The sequence below is a fragment of the Bradyrhizobium sp. Gha genome (assembly GCF_900113735.1).
Classification (GTDB): Bacteria; Pseudomonadota; Alphaproteobacteria; order Rhizobiales; family Xanthobacteraceae; genus Bradyrhizobium.
Window position 1 is genome coordinate 15,706 of the sequence record NZ_FOQM01000015.1, and the last position, 16,682, is coordinate 32,387.

At 64.1% G+C, this 16,682-nt stretch carries 16 protein-coding genes; 10 read left to right on the plus strand and 6 right to left on the minus strand.

Annotated elements, in window-relative coordinates; genetic code table 11:
* Positions 1–95 precede the first annotated feature (95 nt).
* From BM222_RS18960 to BM222_RS19000, 9 genes are all read left to right on the plus strand, one after another.
* Complete coding sequence (locus tag BM222_RS18960) at positions 96–815, plus strand: RraA family protein (RefSeq protein ID WP_092230241.1); 720 nt, start codon at positions 96–98, stop codon at positions 813–815.
* A 15-nt stretch (positions 816–830) separates the two neighbouring features.
* Complete coding sequence (locus tag BM222_RS18965) at positions 831–1,655, plus strand: SDR family NAD(P)-dependent oxidoreductase (RefSeq protein WP_092230243.1); 825 nt, start codon at positions 831–833, stop codon at positions 1,653–1,655.
* Between the two features lie 212 nt (positions 1,656–1,867).
* On the plus strand, positions 1,868–2,641 hold the full coding sequence (locus tag BM222_RS18970) for a motility protein A (protein WP_092230245.1): 774 nt from the start codon (positions 1,868–1,870) through the stop codon (positions 2,639–2,641).
* A 23-nt stretch (positions 2,642–2,664) separates the two neighbouring features.
* Positions 2,665–3,492, plus strand: coding sequence for an OmpA/MotB family protein (locus tag BM222_RS18975; RefSeq protein ID WP_092230247.1), 828 nt, complete (start codon positions 2,665–2,667; stop codon positions 3,490–3,492).
* Positions 3,493–3,666: 174 nt separating this feature from the next.
* Positions 3,667–5,565, plus strand: coding sequence for a potassium transporter Kup (locus tag BM222_RS18980; RefSeq protein WP_092230249.1), 1,899 nt, complete (start codon positions 3,667–3,669; stop codon positions 5,563–5,565).
* Between the two features lie 156 nt (positions 5,566–5,721).
* Positions 5,722–7,650, plus strand: coding sequence for a potassium transporter Kup (locus tag BM222_RS18985; protein ID WP_092230251.1), 1,929 nt, complete (start codon positions 5,722–5,724; stop codon positions 7,648–7,650).
* A 303-nt stretch (positions 7,651–7,953) separates the two neighbouring features.
* A complete protein-coding gene (locus BM222_RS18990; protein WP_177243317.1) occupies positions 7,954–8,280 on the plus strand; it encodes a rhodanese-like domain-containing protein in 327 nt (108 codons plus the stop codon).
* Positions 8,281–8,287: 7 nt separating this feature from the next.
* Positions 8,288–9,466 carry an aminotransferase gene (locus tag BM222_RS18995; protein WP_092230255.1) on the plus strand — a complete coding sequence of 393 codons (1,179 nt, stop codon included), beginning with the start codon at positions 8,288–8,290 and terminating at the stop codon, positions 9,464–9,466.
* 7 nt (positions 9,467–9,473) lie between these two features.
* A complete protein-coding gene (locus BM222_RS19000; RefSeq protein ID WP_092230257.1) occupies positions 9,474–10,586 on the plus strand; it encodes a polyamine ABC transporter substrate-binding protein in 1,113 nt (370 codons plus the stop codon).
* Between the two features lie 370 nt (positions 10,587–10,956).
* Here BM222_RS19000 and BM222_RS19005 read toward each other — a convergent pair whose 3' ends face one another.
* The 6 genes from BM222_RS19005 to BM222_RS19030 form a co-directional block, all read right to left on the minus strand.
* On the minus strand, positions 10,957–11,889 hold the full coding sequence (locus BM222_RS19005) for a lipid A biosynthesis lauroyl acyltransferase (protein ID WP_092230259.1): 933 nt from the start codon (positions 11,887–11,889) through the stop codon (positions 10,957–10,959).
* An 11-nt stretch (positions 11,890–11,900) separates the two neighbouring features.
* Entirely contained in the window at positions 11,901–13,178 is a 1,278-nt protein-coding gene (locus BM222_RS19010; protein WP_092230261.1) for a beta-ketoacyl-ACP synthase, read from the minus strand.
* Positions 13,179–13,282: 104 nt separating this feature from the next.
* Positions 13,283–14,488, minus strand: coding sequence for a beta-ketoacyl-ACP synthase (locus BM222_RS19015; protein ID WP_092230263.1), 1,206 nt, complete (start codon positions 14,486–14,488; stop codon positions 13,283–13,285).
* Entirely contained in the window at positions 14,485–14,955 is a 471-nt protein-coding gene (locus BM222_RS19020; RefSeq protein ID WP_092230265.1) for a 3-hydroxyacyl-ACP dehydratase FabZ family protein, read from the minus strand. Before BM222_RS19020 ends, BM222_RS19015 begins: the two co-directional genes overlap by 4 nt.
* Positions 14,956–14,965: 10 nt before the next feature.
* Entirely contained in the window at positions 14,966–15,253 is a 288-nt protein-coding gene (locus BM222_RS19025) for an acyl carrier protein (protein WP_007592476.1), read from the minus strand.
* 233 nt (positions 15,254–15,486) lie between these two features.
* The gene (locus tag BM222_RS19030) at positions 15,487–15,831 is read right to left on the minus strand and encodes a hypothetical protein (RefSeq protein ID WP_092230267.1); all 345 of its coding nucleotides are present in this window, start codon (positions 15,829–15,831) and stop codon (positions 15,487–15,489) included.
* Positions 15,832–16,049: 218 nt separating this feature from the next.
* Between BM222_RS19030 and BM222_RS19035 the strand changes: the two genes are divergently transcribed.
* Positions 16,050–16,676: a ParB-like protein gene (locus tag BM222_RS19035; RefSeq protein ID WP_092230269.1), complete on the plus strand. Its 627-nt coding sequence runs from the start codon at positions 16,050–16,052 to the stop codon at positions 16,674–16,676.
* Positions 16,677–16,682 lie beyond the last annotated feature (6 nt).

The window sequence follows — 16,682 nt, forward strand, 5'->3', positions numbered from 1 at the left end:
GAGCGCCTGAGTTGGGTTGAGGCCCGATCTCGGCTATACCGCCCAGTGCCGGCGGCACCGCGTCAACAGCGGCCGCCAATCTGGGAGAGAACGCCGTGACTGATACCGCGACCGGGCCGCTGCCCGCTGCCGTCCTCGAAGCGCTGGGCCGCTACGATACGCCGACCATCTGCAATGCCATGGAGGTGATTGCACCGGAGCGACGTTTGATCGGGTTCACCACCAAGCAGCTGGTGTGCCCGTTCCCCGAGCTGCCGCCGATGGTCGGCTACGCCCGCACCGTCACGATTCGCGCAGTGCAGAAGTCCCCGCTGCCTGCGGCGGAGCAGGCCAAGCGACGCATCGAATATTACGAATATGTCGGCACCGGCCATGGCCCGCGCATTTCGGTGATCCAGGACGTCGACGGTCCCGACATCGGCTACGGCGCGTTCTGGGGCGAGGTGCAGAGCAACGTCCATAAGGCGCTTGGCTGTCTCGGCGTCGTCACCGACGGTTCGATCCGCGATGTCCCGCAATGGGCACCGGGCTTCCAGGCGTTGGCCGGCTCGATCGGTCCGTCGCACGCGTGGGTCCACGCGGAAAGCTTTGGCGGTCAGGTCCGTGTCGCCGGCATGACGGTGAATTCCGACGATCTGATCCACGCCGACCGGCACGGTGCCATCGTGATCCCGCTCGATGTCGCGGCAAAGCTGCCCGAGGCCGCCGAGCTCTGCGGCCGCCGCGAGACGCCGATCCTCGAGATCGCGCGCAGCCCCGACTTCTCGCTGGAGAAGCTTAAGGCCGCGCTGAAGCGGTCGGCGGAGATTCACTAACCCTGGAGTGACCTCATGGACATGCGCGGCAAGACGGTGCTGATCACAGGCTCGACTGACGGTGTCGGTCGCTACGTTGCAAGCCGCCTTGCCGCCGAAGGTGCGCGCGTTCTGATTCATGGCCGCGATGCGGCGCGTGCAAGAGCGCTGATCGACGAGGTCGTGAAGGCCGGTCATGTTGCGCCGACCTTTTATCAATCCGACCTGTCGTCGATGGCGGGCACGCGCGAGCTCGCCACGGCCGTCACGCGGGATCACGCGCGTCTCGACGTCTTGGTCAGCAATGCCGGCATCGGCTCGCAGAGCGACGGACCGCACCGGCAGGAGAGCCGCGATGGCCACGAGCTGCGTTTTGCCGTGAACTATCTCTCGGGCTTCCTGTTGGTCCATCTGCTGCTGCCGCTGCTCAAGGCCGCCGTGCCTTCACGCATCGTCAACGTCGCCTCGCTTGGCCAGCATCCAATCGATTTCGACGACGTCATGATCACGAAGGGCTACAGCGGCAGCCGCGCCTACGCCCAGAGCAAGCTGTCGCAGATCATGTTCACCATCGATCTCGCCGAGGAGTTGAAGGACGCCGGTATCACGGTGAACGCGCTGCATCCGGCGACTTACATGAACACCACCATGGTGCGTGCCGGCGGCATCGCGCCGCTGTCGACCGTCGAGCAGGGTGGTGCGGCGATCCTGCATCTGGTCGAAGGCGACGACGTCGCGGGCCGAAGCGGCCTTTTCTTCAACGGCATGAACGAGGCGCGCGCCAATCCGCAGGCCTATGATGCCGATGCGCGCAGGCGTTTGCGCGCGCTCAGCCTGAAGCTGACCGCACTGTCCTCCTGAAGCGCCTCTTTTATGGTTAGCAAAGCGTTGAGATTGATGTCGCAGAGCGGCAAAGCGGCCGTCCTGTCGACGCAGGCACGCTGCTCCGTCGCATCGGCTGAACTTAACCTTTACGCGGCTTTAAGAGCAGCGCTCTAGGGTTTCGGTGCGGTTCGGGGTTGGACCGCGCTCCGGCCAGGACGGCCGTTGCGGCGTTCGCTTTGGAGACTCCCATGGATATTATGACGGGCGCCGGCCTCGTGGCGGGCATGATCGTCATCGCGACGATGGTGTTTCTGGGCGGCGATCTGCACATGTTCATCAGCGATCATGCGGCGATCATCATCTTCGGCGGATCGTCCGCAGCGACCATGATCCGCTTTCCGCTCTCGGTGCTGGCGCACGGCCTGCCGCTCGGTCTCAAATTCGCCTTCACGATGAGCCGGCTGTCGGCGCATGACCTGGTCGACGAACTCGCCCGCATCGCCGAGATCGCGCGCAAGCAGGGTCCGGTCGGGCTGGAGAAGGTCGAGACCGACGAACCGTTCCTCGCCAAGGGCATCCGCTACGTCGCCGACGGTTACGACCTCGACTTCATCAGGGACAATATGGAGCGCGACCGCGACAATTTCCTGTTGCATCTCAACGAAGGCAGCAAGATCTACCGCGCCGTCGGCGACTGCGCGCCTGCGTTCGGCATGATCGGAACGCTGATCGGCATGGTGCAGATGTTTTCGAACATGTCGGATCCCTCGAAGCTCGGCCCGTTCATGGCGACCGCCCTGCTGGCAACTCTCTACGGTGCGCTGGTCGCAAACCTGCTCTGCCTGCCCATCGCCGACAAGCTGCATGGCAAGCTGATCGACGAGGAAACCAATCGTACGCTGATCATCGATGGCATCCTGATGATCCGCGACTCCAAGAGCCCGACTTTGGTTCGCGAAATGCTGCTGGCCTATCTGCCCGAGAAGCACCGCCACGCCGAAGGCGAGCCGGTTCCGGCGTAACGGCGGACGCCGGGATCTGAGCCATGGCGAAGAAAAAGCGCGAGGAAGCACACGGCGGTCATGGCTGGTTCGTGACGTTCGCTGACCTGATGGCCTTGCTGCTGGCGTTTTTCGTGATGCTGGTCGCGTTCTCGACCCAGGATGCCAACAAGCTGAAGATCGTCGCGGGCTCCATGCGGGAGGCCTTCGGCGTCCAGAGCGAAGCCCGCTACGCCGGCATCATCGAATCCGACGGCCTGCCGACCCGCGCGCGGCTGAAAAACGTCGACCACATCCAGCCTGAGGAATCGTCGAACACACCGACACCGGACCAGGAGGATCGCGACCGCACCTCGGGTGCGAAGCTGAAGGTCGATCGCAATTTTGCGCTCGCCGCCGCCTCGCTGCGCCAGGCATTGCAGGACATGCCGGAACTGACCGAGATGTCCAAGCACATCATGTTCGAGGAGACCAAGCAGGGGCTGAACCTGGAGATCGTGGACCAGGATGGCCGCTCGATGTTCGCCGATGGCTCCAAGGTACCCTACGATCGTACCCGCCGCCTGATCGAGAAGCTTGCGATCCCGCTTAAGGCGACCCCCTTGCGCGTCTCCATCGCCGGACATACTGCGGCCGGCTTCGTGCCGACGCGCAGCGACTACGGCGCCTTCGACCTGTCGGCCGACCGCGCCAACGCGGTCCGCCAGATCCTCGAGCGGGAGGGCCTGCCGCCGTCGCACATTTTTGCCGTCTCCGGCAAGGCGGACACCCAGCCCCTTTTCCCGGACGATCCGTCACTCGCCGCGAACCGCCGCGTGACCATCACCTTGATGCGCGAAGATCCGCCGCTGCCGCCGAACTTGAAGCCATAACCCCCTTGCGCTACCATTGTACCTGAGCTCGCCCCTCACAAGGGGCGGCGAACGTGGCCGCGCCGTCACAGCATCCGTAGAGGCGCCTGCTATGGTGGCAGGCCGATTGACAGGCGCACCGGAAGCGTCAAAAGGCGCCGGATCAATTCCAGGGACGAAGCGTTTTCCACCCCCATGACGGCGAGCATCACATCGACCGAGACCCAGGACGGGCCGGTCACCTCTGGCTTTTGGTCCCTCACGCTCGGGAGCATCGGCGTTGTCTTCGGCGACATCGGCACCTCGCCACTCTACGCATTCCACGAGGCGGTCCGGGGGGCGGCTCACGGCGAGCCGGTGACGCGGATCATGGTACTCGGCGTGCTCTCGCTCATCCTGTGGGCGCTGCTGATCGTCGTCACCGCCAAATACGTGCTGCTGCTGCTGCGCGCCGACAATAACGGGGAGGGTGGCACGCTCTCGCTGATGGCGCTGGGCCAGCGCGCGCTGGGGCGACGGAGCTGGTTCTTGCTCGCACTCGGCGTGGTCGGCGCCTCCATGTTCATCGGCGACTCCATGATCACGCCGGCGATCTCGGTGCTGTCGGCGGTCGACGGCCTCAAGCTCGCGACGCCGGCGTTCGAACATTATGTCGTGCCGCTCACGGTGCTGATTCTCGTGCTGCTGTTCGCAGTCCAGAGCAAGGGGACGGCGCTCGTGGCCTCGGCCTTCGGGCCGGTGATGGTGGTCTGGTTCACATGTCTGGCGGTGCTGGGCGTCATTCATATCGCCGACGATCCGTCGGTGCTGGCCGCGATCAATCCGTATTATGCGCTGCGATTCCTGTTGTCGCACGGCACGATCGGCCTGGTGACGCTCGGCGCCGTGTTTCTCGCCGTGACTGGTGGCGAAGCGCTCTATGCCGATCTCGGCCATTTCGGCCGCAAGCCGATCCAGTCGGCCTGGATGTTCTTCGTCCTGCCCTCGCTGCTGATCAATTATTTCGGGCAAGGCGCTCTGGTGCTGTCCGATCCAAGCGCAATTGAGCACTCGTTCTATCGCATGGTGCCCGAGCATCTGCTGCTGCCGCTTGTCGGGCTTGCGACCGCAGCCACTGTGATCGCGAGTCAGGCGGTGATCACCGGCGCTTATTCGCTGGTCTATCAGGCGGTGCAACTCGGCCTCTTGCCGCGCTTCGAGGTGCGCTACACCTCCGAGACGCATGCGGGCCAGATCTATCTGCCGCGCGTCAACCGGCTGCTGCTGATCGGCGTGATGCTGCTGGTGCTGTTGTTCCACACGCCCAGCAATCTCGCTTCGGCCTACGGCATCGCCGTCTCCACCACGATGGTCGCCGACGGGATCATGGGCTTCGTCGTGATCTGGAAATTGTGGAACTGGAAGGCCGCGACCGCCGCAGCCGTGATCCTGCCTTTCGTCATGGTCGACATGACCTTCTTCAGCGCCAATCTGCTGAAGTTGCTCGAAGGTGCCTGGGTGCCGCTGTTGTTCGGAGCGGCCATGGCGGGGACGATCTGGACCTGGCGACGCGGCTCGGGGATACTGATCCAGAAGACGCGCCGGATCGAAGTGCCACTGGACGATCTGATCCGCAGCCTGGAGAAGCGGCCGCCGCACATCGTCAAAGGCACGGCGGTGTTTCTGACCAGCGACCCCGCCTTCGTGCCGACGGCGCTGTTGCACAATCTCAAGCACAACAAGGTGCTGCACGAGCACAATGTGATCCTGACCATCGAAACCGCGCACACGCCGAGGGTCGATCTCTCAGAGCGCTTCAGGATGGAGAAGATCAGCGAAAAGTTCTCCAAGGTCCGCCTGCGCTTCGGCTTCATGGAGCAGCCGAACGTGCCCAAGGCGCTCGCGATCGCGCGCAAGCAGGGTTGGCAGTTCGACATCATGTCGACGTCGTTCTTCGTGTCGCGGCGCTCGCTGAAGGCGTCGGCGCAGTCGGGCATGCCGCTGTGGCAGGATCATCTTTTCATTGCCCTCAGCAGGTCTGCCAACGATGCCACTGACTACTTCCAGATTCCGACGGGGCGTGTGGTTGAAGTCGGAACCCAGGTCACTATTTGAGGAGGCCATGGGAACGCAAAGGGCGCACCTATGCCGATTTCGCATGCCACAGGCCCGAAAACGGGCTAGGCTATGCCATCAGCGCAGGACTATAAGCCGCGCGCGCTCCTGCGCCGTTGTGCAGTGAAGCATTTTTAGAGGCCACCAGGCTCTCCCATGACGAGTGACGTAGCAGTTCCCGCCCCGGAAACGGCGGCGGCTAATGGGCATGGCGATGCCCACACCACCGCCGGTTTCGGCGCGCTGACGCTCGGCAGCATAGGCGTCGTCTATGGCGATATTGGCACCAGCCCGCTGTACGCGTTCCGTGAGGCGGTGATGGCGGCTTCCGGCGCCGAGGGCGCGCCGACGCCCGCCGCTGTTCTCGGCGTTGTCTCCCTGATCCTGTGGGCGCTGATCGTCGTGGTCACGCTCAAATACGTCGTCATCCTGCTGCGCGCCGACAATAACGGCGAGGGCGGTACGCTGGCACTGATGGCATTGGCCCAGCGCGCGGTCGGCACCCGCGGGGCGACCATCGTCCTGCTCGGCATCATCTCCGGGGCCCTGTTCTACGGCGATGCTGTGATCACCCCGGCGGTCTCGGTGCTGTCGGCCCTCGAAGGCATGAAGGACGTCACGCTGCGCTTCGAGCCCTACATCGTTCCGCTGACCGTGCTGATCCTGGTCGTCCTGTTCGCCGTGCAATCGCGCGGCACCGCGCGCGTCGCAGCGTTCTTCGGACCGGTAATGTGCGTCTGGTTCGCGGTGATCGCGGTCGCCGCGATCCATCCAATCCTCGCGCAGCCGCAGGTGCTGTTCGCGCTGAACCCGCTCTATGCCGTCTCGTTCATGCTTCACCACGGCATCATCGGCTTCGTGACGCTCGGCGCCGTCTTCCTGGCGGTGACCGGCGCCGAGGCGCTGTATGCCGATCTCGGCCATTTCGGCAAACGGCCGATCCAGACCGCCTGGCTGTTCATCGTCCTGCCGTCGCTGGCCCTGAACTATCTGGGGCAGGGTGCTCTCGTGCTCGGCGATCCCAGTGCGATCGAGAGCCCGTTCTTCCAGTTGTTTCCGCAAGGTTTTGTTCGCGGCAGCGTCGTCGTGCTGGCTACCGCCGCCACCGTCATTGCGAGCCAGGCCGTCATCACCGGCGCCTATTCGCTGACGCGGCAGGCGATCCAACTCGGGCTGCTGCCACGCTTCGAAATTCGTCATACCTCTGAAGCCCATTCCGGCCAGATCTTCATCCCGCGCATCAATCAGCTTCTGCTGGTCGCCGTGATCATGATGGTGCTGCTGTTCCGCTCCTCCAGCGCGCTGGCCTCCGCCTACGGCATCTCCGTCACCGGGACCATGGTGGTCACGGCAATGATGGGCTTTGTGGTGATATGGAAGGTGTGGCGATGGTCACCCTTCGCCGCGGCGGCCCTGATCGCGCCGTTCCTGTTCCTCGATCTGACCTTCCTCGCCGCGAACCTGCTCAAGGTGTTCGAGGGTGGCTGGGTGCCGCTCGCGCTCGGCTCACTCATGATCATCATGATGTACACCTGGCGGCGCGGCAGCCGGCTCCTGTTCGAGAAGTCGCGCAAGCTCGAGTTCCCGCTTGCCGACCTCGTGGCGATGCTGGAGAAGCGACCCCCGCAGCGGGTGCCCGGCACGGCCGTGTTCCTGACCAGCGATCCCCTGAGCGCACCGACCGCGCTGATGCATAGTCTGAAACACTACAAAGTGCTTCACGAGAAGAACGTCATTCTCACCATCGAGACCGCGCAGACGCCGCGCATCGATCCGGCCGAGCGGGTGAAGCTGGAGGCGATTAGCCCGACCTTCTCCAAGGTGACGCTGAAGTTCGGCTTCATGGAATCGCCCAACGTGCCGAGGGCACTGGCGATCGCCCGCAAGCTCGGTTGGCAGTTCGACATCATGTCGACCTCGTTCTTCCTGTCGCGGAGGGCGCTCAAGCCTGCTGCCCATTCGGGGATGCCGCGTTGGCAGGACCGGCTGTTCATCGCGCTCAGCCGCTCCGCCAACGATGCCACCGACTATTTCCAGATCCCGTCCGGCCGTGTCGTCGAGGTCGGCACGCAAGTGACGATCTAACCCATCGCTGTCATCGCCCGCGAAGGCGGGCGATCCAGTATTCCAGAGGCGGCGCGGCTAGAATCGAGGAGCCGCGGCGTACTGGATTCCCCGACTTCGCGGGGAATGACAGCGAATGCATGGTGAGAGCTGAGTGATCTCTTCAGGCATTCCGAAAGCTGCACTTCAAGTCGCTGCGATTTAGCTTTAACTTGCGCAAGGCAGCTCAAGCCTTTGTGGCGCTTGATTTTCGCATGCCGAGAGGCGAGGTTGCCGCCGGCCGGGATCGCCCGGCGAGTGCGCCCCGCGACGTTGGAGGATGATGTGGCAAATCAAGTACAGGATCTGACCCCCGAGGACGTTTCCAAGGGTGTCGCGGAGGGCCGCTATCTGCTCGTCGACGTCCGCGAGCCGAACGAAGTCGAGGCCGAGGCCTATCCCTACGGTGTCGTCGTGCCGCTCTCGACTTTCGATCCCGCGGCGATCCCCGATCCCGCCGGCAAGGAGGTCGTGTTCGCCTGCCGTTCGGGCAAGCGGTCGGTCACTGCCTCGCTCGCAGCGCAAGCCGCGGGGCTGCCTTACGACAAGCATCTGGCCGGCGGCATGCTCGGCTGGAAGGCGGCGGGGCTTCCCAGCAAGGTTGGTGGCTAATCTCGCGATGACCAAGAGCGCTTCGCTGAACAAGGTCTTCGCCGACCTTCCCGTCACCATCTTCGAGGCAATGTCGCAGGCCGCGCGCGACAACAACGCCATCAATCTCGGCCAGGGCTTCCCCGATGATCCCGGCCCCGAGGATATCAGGCGCGCCGCGGCCGACGCCTCGCTCAACGGCTACAACCAGTATCCGTCGATGATGGGCATCCCGGAACTGCGCCAGGCCATCGCGACCCATTACGATCATTGGCACAACCTCAAGCTCGATCCGATGAGCGAGGTGATGGTGACATCGGGCGGGACCGAGGCGCTGACCTCGGCGATCCTGTCGGTGGTGCAGCCCGGGGACGAAGTCGTCTGCTTCCAGCCGGTCTATGATTCCTACCTGCCGATCATCCGCCAGGCCGGCGGCATTCCGCGCCTGGTGCGGCTTGAACCGCCGCATTGGCGGTTGAATGAGGACATGCTGAAAAGCGTCTTCAATTCAAAGACCAAGGCAGTGCTGTTCAATAACCCCTTGAACCCTAGCGCGGTGGTCTATCCGCGGGAAGACCTCGAGCTACTCGCACGCTACTGCCAGGAGTTCGACGTCATCGCGATCTGCGACGAGGTCTGGGAGCACGTTACCTTCGACGCGCACAAGCACATCCCGCTGATCACCATCCCCGGCATGCGCGAGCGCACCATCAAGGTCGGCTCGGCCGGAAAGATCTTCTCGCTGACCGGCTGGAAGATCGGCTTCGTCTGCGCGGCGCCACAATTGTTGCGGGTCGCCGCCAAGGTGCACCAGTTCCTGACCTTCACCACCGCGCCGAACCTTCAGGCCGCCGTTGCCTACGGCCTCGGCAAGCCGGACGAGTATTTCCTGTCGATGCGGAAGGACCTGACGCGGAGCAGGGACCGCCTGACCAAGGGGCTGGAGAGCCTCGGCTTCCCCGTGCTGAAGTCGCAAGGCACCTACTTCCTCACTGTCGACCTGTCGCCGCTCGGGCTCAACGAGAGCGATGCCGAGTTCTGCTGGCGGATCGTGAAGGACTACAAGGTCGCCGCGATCCCGGTCTCGGCGTTCTACGAGCAGGACCCCGTGACCTCGGTGGTGCGCTTCTGCTTTGCCAAGAAGGACCAGACGCTCGACACCGCGCTGGAGCGGCTGTCGGACGCGATACGCGGCCGCAAGAGGTAGACCTGAGATGACGAGCGTCGGCCGCCTCAGGCTTTGCCTTGCTTCAGCAGTCGCCGTTGCGCTGACGTTGCTCATCCCTCCCGCTGGGGCCGAGGAGCGGGTCGTCAACTTCTACAACTGGTCGAACTACATGGCACCGGGAGTCCTGGAGGACTTCACCAAGGAAACAGGCATCAAGGTGGTCTACGATACCTTCGATGCCAACGAGACGCTGGAGACGCGGCTGATGGCCGGCAAGTCCGGCTACGACGTCGTGGTGCCCACGGCCTATTTCCTGCAACGCCAGATCAAGGCGAACATCTTCCAGAAGCTCGACAAGTCGAAGCTGCCGAACCTCGCCAATGCCTGGCCGATGGTGACCAGGAATCTCGCGACCTACGATCCCGGCAACGCGTTTGCCGCGAACTACATGTGGGGCACGACGGGCATCGGCTACGACGTCGCCAAGGTGAAGCAGATCCTCGGACCCGACGCCAAGATCGACAGCTGGGACATCGTCTTCAAGCCGGAGAACCTCGCCAAGTTCAAGGACTGTGGCGTGCACATGCTCGATTCCGCCGACGACATCTTTCCGGCGGCGCTGAACTATCTCGGGCTCGATCCGAACTCGACCAGGCAGGCCGACCTCGAGAAGGCTGCCGACGTCGTCGCAAAGGTCCGTCCCTTCGTGCGCAAGTTTCACTCCTCCGAATATTTGAGCGCACTCGCGACCGGCGAAATCTGCTTGGTGGTCGGCTGGTCCGGCGACATCATGCAGGCCCGCGCGCGGGCGGCGGAAGCCAAAAGCGGCATCGAGATCGGCTACGCCATTCCGAAGCAAGGCGCGCAGATGTTCTTCGACAATCTCGCGATCCCCGCGGATGCCAAGAACGTCAACGAGGCCTACGAGCTGATCAACTACCTCTATCGTCCTGACGTCGCCGCCAAGAACTCGGACTTCCTGTCCTACGCCAACGGCAACCTCGCCAGCCAGAAGCTGGTCGATCCGAAAATCTTGAACGACAAGAACATCTATCCGGACGAGGCGACGCTCTCAAAGCTGTTCGTCATCACCGCCCGCGATCCCGCCACCCAGCGCATCATCAACCGGCTCTGGACGAAGGTGAAGACGGGACGATGAGGTGCGCGGTCGATCCGGCAGCGCGATATTCGCAAAACAATCCCATGCACAGTAGAACCATCGCCGGCAAGCCTCGAGTCATTTGACACGTCGGGCAAAACACCGGCAGAATGGCGTCATCGCCATCAGGTCAAGACGCCGCGCTCGATGCGACGCATCGCGAGAGCGGAGCGGTTTCTACGACTCATACCGCTCGGCGCAGTCGCTCGCTGTCATGCCCCGCGAAGGCGGGGCATCCAGTACGCCGCGGTGTGAATTGTGAGAACAAGTTCTCCAACGCAGGCCTCTGGAATACTGGATCGCCCGGTCAAGCCGGGCGATGACACCGAGAATGAAGCGCGCTCTCGGCCTCCACGCAATGACGGAGTACCTACCGCCACCGCCGGTGCAGCCACAACCACTGCTCCGGGTACTCGCGCACCCAGCCTTCCACCACGTCGGTGACGGCCTGGGTCGTGCCCTGGATGTCGATCTTGCCGTCGGCGTCGCGCACCGGGGGGATCTCTTCCGTCAGCTCGGCGCGGAAGCGGAAGCCCGGCAGGCGGATGACGCGCACGCCGTGGACGGGGCACTCGACCTGGCGGAGCAGGCGCGCCAGCGTCGGATTGGCGCGGGTCTTGCGGCCGAAGAAGGTGACTTCGACGCCGCCGGTCAGATACTGGTCGATCAGGATCGCGACATGCTTGCCGTCCCTGAGCGCCTGTCCGAGCCGTAAGGGTGCGTCGCGGCCGGCGGGGATCAGCGTGCCCATGTTGACTTGGCGCATCTCCTGGATGATGCGGTCGGCGGAGGCGATGTTCGGCCGGCGGTAGAGGATCGCCGCATCGAGCCCATGCGCGGGCGCGGCGAGCGCGGGCAATTCCCAATTGGCCAGATGCGCGGCGAAGATCAGCGCCGGCTTGCCGTCGTCCCTGATGCGGTCGTAGATCTCGATGGTGCGCTTGGGCAGCTCGATCCGGCTTCGTTCCGGATGTTCGCGATCGTAATCCCAGACATGGTCGATATGGGCGAACTCGGCGCCGACGCGGCCGAGATTGTCCCACACGCCCATCAGGATCTGTTCGATCTCATCGGGCGATTTTTCCGGAAATGCCGCGGTGAGGTTGGCGCGGCCGATGCGGTGCTCGCGCAGGCGCGGCCCGATCAGCTTGGTGACGCGCGCGAAAAAGTCGGAGGTCTTGACCGGATCGAAATAGCGTGTGGTCTTCAGCATGCCGACGGTAGCCGCGCCAATCAGGCCTCCGCCGATCGACTTGGCTGCATTCCGCGCGCGAATCTTCGTGCTGATGGGAATCAGCGCCATGCTGCGTCCGGTCAGGCCGGTTCGCGGGTCAGGATCAGCGACGCGTTCTGGCCGCCGAAGCCGAACGAGTTCGACATCACCGCAGTGACGCGGGCGTCGCGGGCCTTGTTGCCGACCACGTTGAACAGGATCGTGGGATCCGGCGTCTCGTAGTTGATGGTCGGCGGAATGCGCTGATGCTCGAGGGTGAGCAGCGAGAAGATCGCCTCGACCGCGCCCGCGGCCGAGATGGTGTGGCCGACCATCGATTTGTTCGAGGTGACCGGAATCTTCTGCGCGAGATCGCCGAACACGGCCGAGGTCGTGTTGAACTCCATCTTGTCGTTCTCGGGCGTCGCGGTGCCGTGCGCGTTGATGTGGTCGATCTGATCGGGCGTCATGCCGCCATCGGCCAGCGTCTTCTTCATGCACCCGATGATCGGCTTGCCGTCAGGCGAGGAGCGGGTGCGATGGAACGAGTCCGTGAGCTCGCCGCAGCCGGCGATCACACCGAGGATTTTTGCGCCGCGCGCAGTCGCCGCTTCATAGCTTTCCAGCACCAGGGCACCGGCGCCTTCGGCCATGACGAAGCCGTCGCGGTTCTTGGAGAAGGGGCGGGAGGCCGCCTGCGGCGGATCGTTCTGGGTCGACAGCGCCGAGAGCAGCGAGAAGCGCACCAGCGCCTCCGGATTGACGGTGCCGTCGGTCGCGACGCACAGCGCCGCATCGGTCTCGCCGCGGCGGATCGCCTCGACGCCGAGCTGGATCGAGGTCGCGCCGGACGCGCAGGCCGTCGACAGCGAGATCGGCGAGCCCTTGGTGCCGAAGGTCTCGGCGAGGTGGGCTGCGACCGAGCCGAACATGAAGCGGTGGTGATAGGCGCTGTACTTGCCGCCGCCGGAGATGCGCAGCAAATCGTCATAGGTGAAGTCGGGCCTACCGACGGCGCGGCCGAGCTCGCGGCGCTGCGGCCACTCGACTTCAACAGGCGCGACCGCGAGGAAGAGCGGGCCGGGGAAATCGGCCTTGGCGCCGATGCCGGCCTGCTCCAGCGCTTCCTGCGTGACCAGCTCGGCCATGCGTTCGGACAGGCCAGTGGAGGAGAACGGATCGACGCTGACGAAATCGACAGTGCCGGCCATTGTGGTCTTGAGCCCGTCGACCGGAAAGCGCGTGATGGTGCGAATGCCGGATTCGCCGGCAACGAGCTTCGACCAATTGTCGGCCTTGCCGGCACCGAGCGAGGTCATGATGCCCATGCCGGTGACGACGACGACGGGACGCCCGAGTTTGTCGCGTGGTGCAGTCATGTCGATCGTCCCCCGATAGAGCTAGAGCATGATCCGGAAAAGCGTGACGCGGTTTTCCGGCAAGATCATGCTCGAAACAACAACCGGCTAAAGCGCGGCGCGCCTTAGCTTACAGCCTCGACCAGCGCCATGCCTTCGCCGCGCCAGTGTCCGGCTCCCACCACGACAATCTGGGTGGGCGCCGACTGCATTTCAATCTCGGTCCCGGTCGAATCGTTCGGCGGGAACAGCGCGCCGCGCGAGATCGAGAGCGCGGCGAGCGCAATGCCGAGCGGAAATTGCGTTTCCATGGTGTGGCCGAACATCGTGCCGGTCGCGCGCACCGGGAAGTCGGCGTGCTTCTTCAGGAAGTCGCGTTCCTCGGACGTGGCGGGCTCTGCGCCTGTCGCGCCCGAGATGATCGCGCCCTTGCCGGCGCGCTTGGGCAGCTTGTCCCAGAGCTTCTCCAGCGTCGCTTCCATGTCGCCGGACTGCTTGCGCCGGGCCAGATCCGTCACGACGCTCGTCAGCCTGGCGTACGGTTTTGCGCCGCGCGCTTCCGCATGCGCCCTGGATTCCAGCACGAGGAAGGCGCCGGCCGAGCCGAGCGCGAAGCCGGCGTGATCCTTGCGCGCCCACACGGGGGCGAACTTGTCCTTCAGGTTGAAGTCGCCGAATTCGTAGAGGACCATGAGGTCCTTGCGCTCGCCATTATGCGAGCCGCCGACCAGCGCAATATCGCTTTCGCCCGAGGCGATGCGCGACAGCGCGATGCGCGCGGCGTCCGCGCCAGCGACCTCTTCGCCCATGAAGGTCCGCGAGGTGCCGCCGAGACCGTTGACGATGGCGATGTTGCCGGCGAGCAGATTGGAGAGCTGGGCCAAAAACAGCGTCGGCCTGAGATCGCTCATGAGCCGCTCGTTGAGGAAGCCCGGCGCGTTGACGCCCTTGGCCTCGGCGGTGAGCACGCCGGTGTCGACGTTGAGATCGCGCTCGCCGCCACCGGCGGCCACGACCATGTCGATTTTCGAGAGGATATCCTTGTTGCCCTTGATGCCGGCGGAGTCCAGCGCGAGGCCCGCGGCATAGACGCCGATGCGCTGCCAGGCTTCCATCTGGCGCTGATCGCCCTTTTTCGGGATCTGGCTGTCGAAGGTGACAGGCAGCAGCGGGTGCACGATGAAAGGTGCGAAGCCCTTCTCGTCGACGTTGATGCGCTTCTCCTGGAGCGCGGCCCAGTTGGCATCGAGCCCTTCGCCGAGCGAGGTGGCGAGACCAATACCGGTGATCCAGACTTCCGTCTGGCCCGGCTTCGAAGCTGTGTCATTCATGGCGAGACGGCCTGTTGCGGAAAACCGACGCGCTTGGCGACAGCGTCCATGTATCCGCGCATATCCGGATTGGGGAAGGGAATCAGCGTGAAGGTGAGCGTCGAATTCGCGCGCAGCTTGCCCCCGACCCGGAGCTTGGCCTCGGTCATCGCATAGCCCGAGCCCTCATGGAGGAGGCTCGCCTCGAGGGTCATGAGGTCGCCCGGATACACCGAACCGCGCACCTTGGCATCCTTCACTGCGGCGAGGATCGGCATGCGCTCGAACTTCAGGAGCCCAAGCAGCAGAAAGCCCGAGGCCTGCGCCATCGATTCGATCATCAGCACGCCGGGCATCAGGGGAAAGCCCGGGAAGTGCCCCTCGAAGACGGTGCTCTCCCGGGGGACCTGGGCCTCGACGACGATCGTCTTCTCGTCGACCTTGAGGTCGACGATGCGATCGATCATGTGGAAGTATTCGAGTTGCATGATCGCCCGATTAGGCGCTAGCGCCCTTGGCGGCAACCAGCTCGTCGATGCGCGCGCACAGGTTCTTCAGCACGAAATACTGCTCGGTGGTGGCCTTGCCGTCGTTGACTTCCTGGGTCCACTTTTCGAGCGGCAGCTTGATGCCGAACTGCTTGTCGATCGCGAAGGCGATGTCCAGGAAATCGAGGCTGTCGATGCCGAGGTCATCGATGGCATGGCTATCCGGCGTGATCGTGTCGCGCGGGATGTCGCAGGTTTCAGCGATGATCGTAGCGACCTGATCGAATGTGGAGGACATCACTAAGCCTTTGATATATTGCTGGTATTTTTCAGGTATCCCAGAGTGGCACGGTGGGTGGGCATCGCGCCCCTGATGACACCCTCTAACCCCCCTCTGGACGGGTCGAGAGCCCGTATATCGGAGCGCCGCCTTGAGTTCAATGGAGCCGGACGGGACCGTGGACAGGGGGATGGGGGTGCCGGCTCGAGGAGCGGTTTCCGCCCGCGGGTGTCCTGCGCCCGGGAGGCGGTCTAAATGTGCGGGGTCGTGATCTTGACGCAATCCCGCCGGCCCATCAGCACGCAATCCTGTGTCCGGCGCAAATCGGCGATGCTGACGGCAAGCCAGATTCCGATGGCGGTGAGGGCGATGGTGAAGGCCAGCGCCGCGATATTAGCGAGCATGCGGTGGCGGAAATCGTCCGGCTCCTTGCGCGGCTGCTCATAGCGGGACAGGTCGAGCGGTTCGGGGGCCGTTGCATGCAGCTGCTGCACAATGCCGCCACCCCCGCGGATCACAGGGGAGGGCGTCGTTCGCGGCCTGAACTGGAGCACCTGGTGCTCGTCGTCCGAGGTTATGGGCCGCTGGGATTTCATGGGACGAGGATCACTCCGAAGCAGCGATTTTTAGATAGCATAAGCGCGACGGGGGGTGCGAGAAAATCTTCTCGCCGATGCCAGCGACGTGCCCACTGCGCTGCAATAATGGCCGGCACAAAGCGCCTCCGGTCCCGAACCTATGTTGCCGCCACACGGCCGATGGCATAATCGGAAACCCGGACCACAGACGCCACCAGACGAGAGGCCGTTCGATCATGACCACCAACGCGCGCGAGCCGAGAGTGCACCCGGTGCCGATCCTGTCGCTGCGGCCGACGCAGATGACGGTCGGCATGCGCGAGGTCAAGGAGAAGCGCAAGCGCTGGCGCGAGCACGGCAAGAAGAAGCAGGCCGACCTGCTCGGCACCCATATGATCCCCGTCGTCGCCGGACCTGACGGGCGCTATTACGTCATCGACCACCACCATCTCGGCCGCGCGCTGCACGACGAGGGCATCAAGCAGGTGCTGGTTACCGTCGTCGGCGATCTCCGCATGGTCGAGCGCGAGGCGTTCTGGGGCGTGATGGACAACAAGCGCTGGGTCTACCCTTACGACAGCAAGGGCGAGCGTCGCCCGTTCCGCGATCTGCCGAAATCGGTCGTCGATCTCAAGGACGATCCCTACCGCAGCCTTGCCGGCGAGCTGCGCCGCATGGGCGGCTTCGCCAAGGACACCACGCCGTTCTCCGAATTCTTGTGGGCTGATTTCCTGCGACGCAAGCTGACGCGCAAGGCTGTCGACGCCAATTTCGACAAGGCGCTCGAGAAAGCGCTCGCCGCAGCCAAGAGCAAGGACGCGATCTACCTGCCCGGCTGGTGCGGCCCGGCCTCGGACGATTGAGGCTTG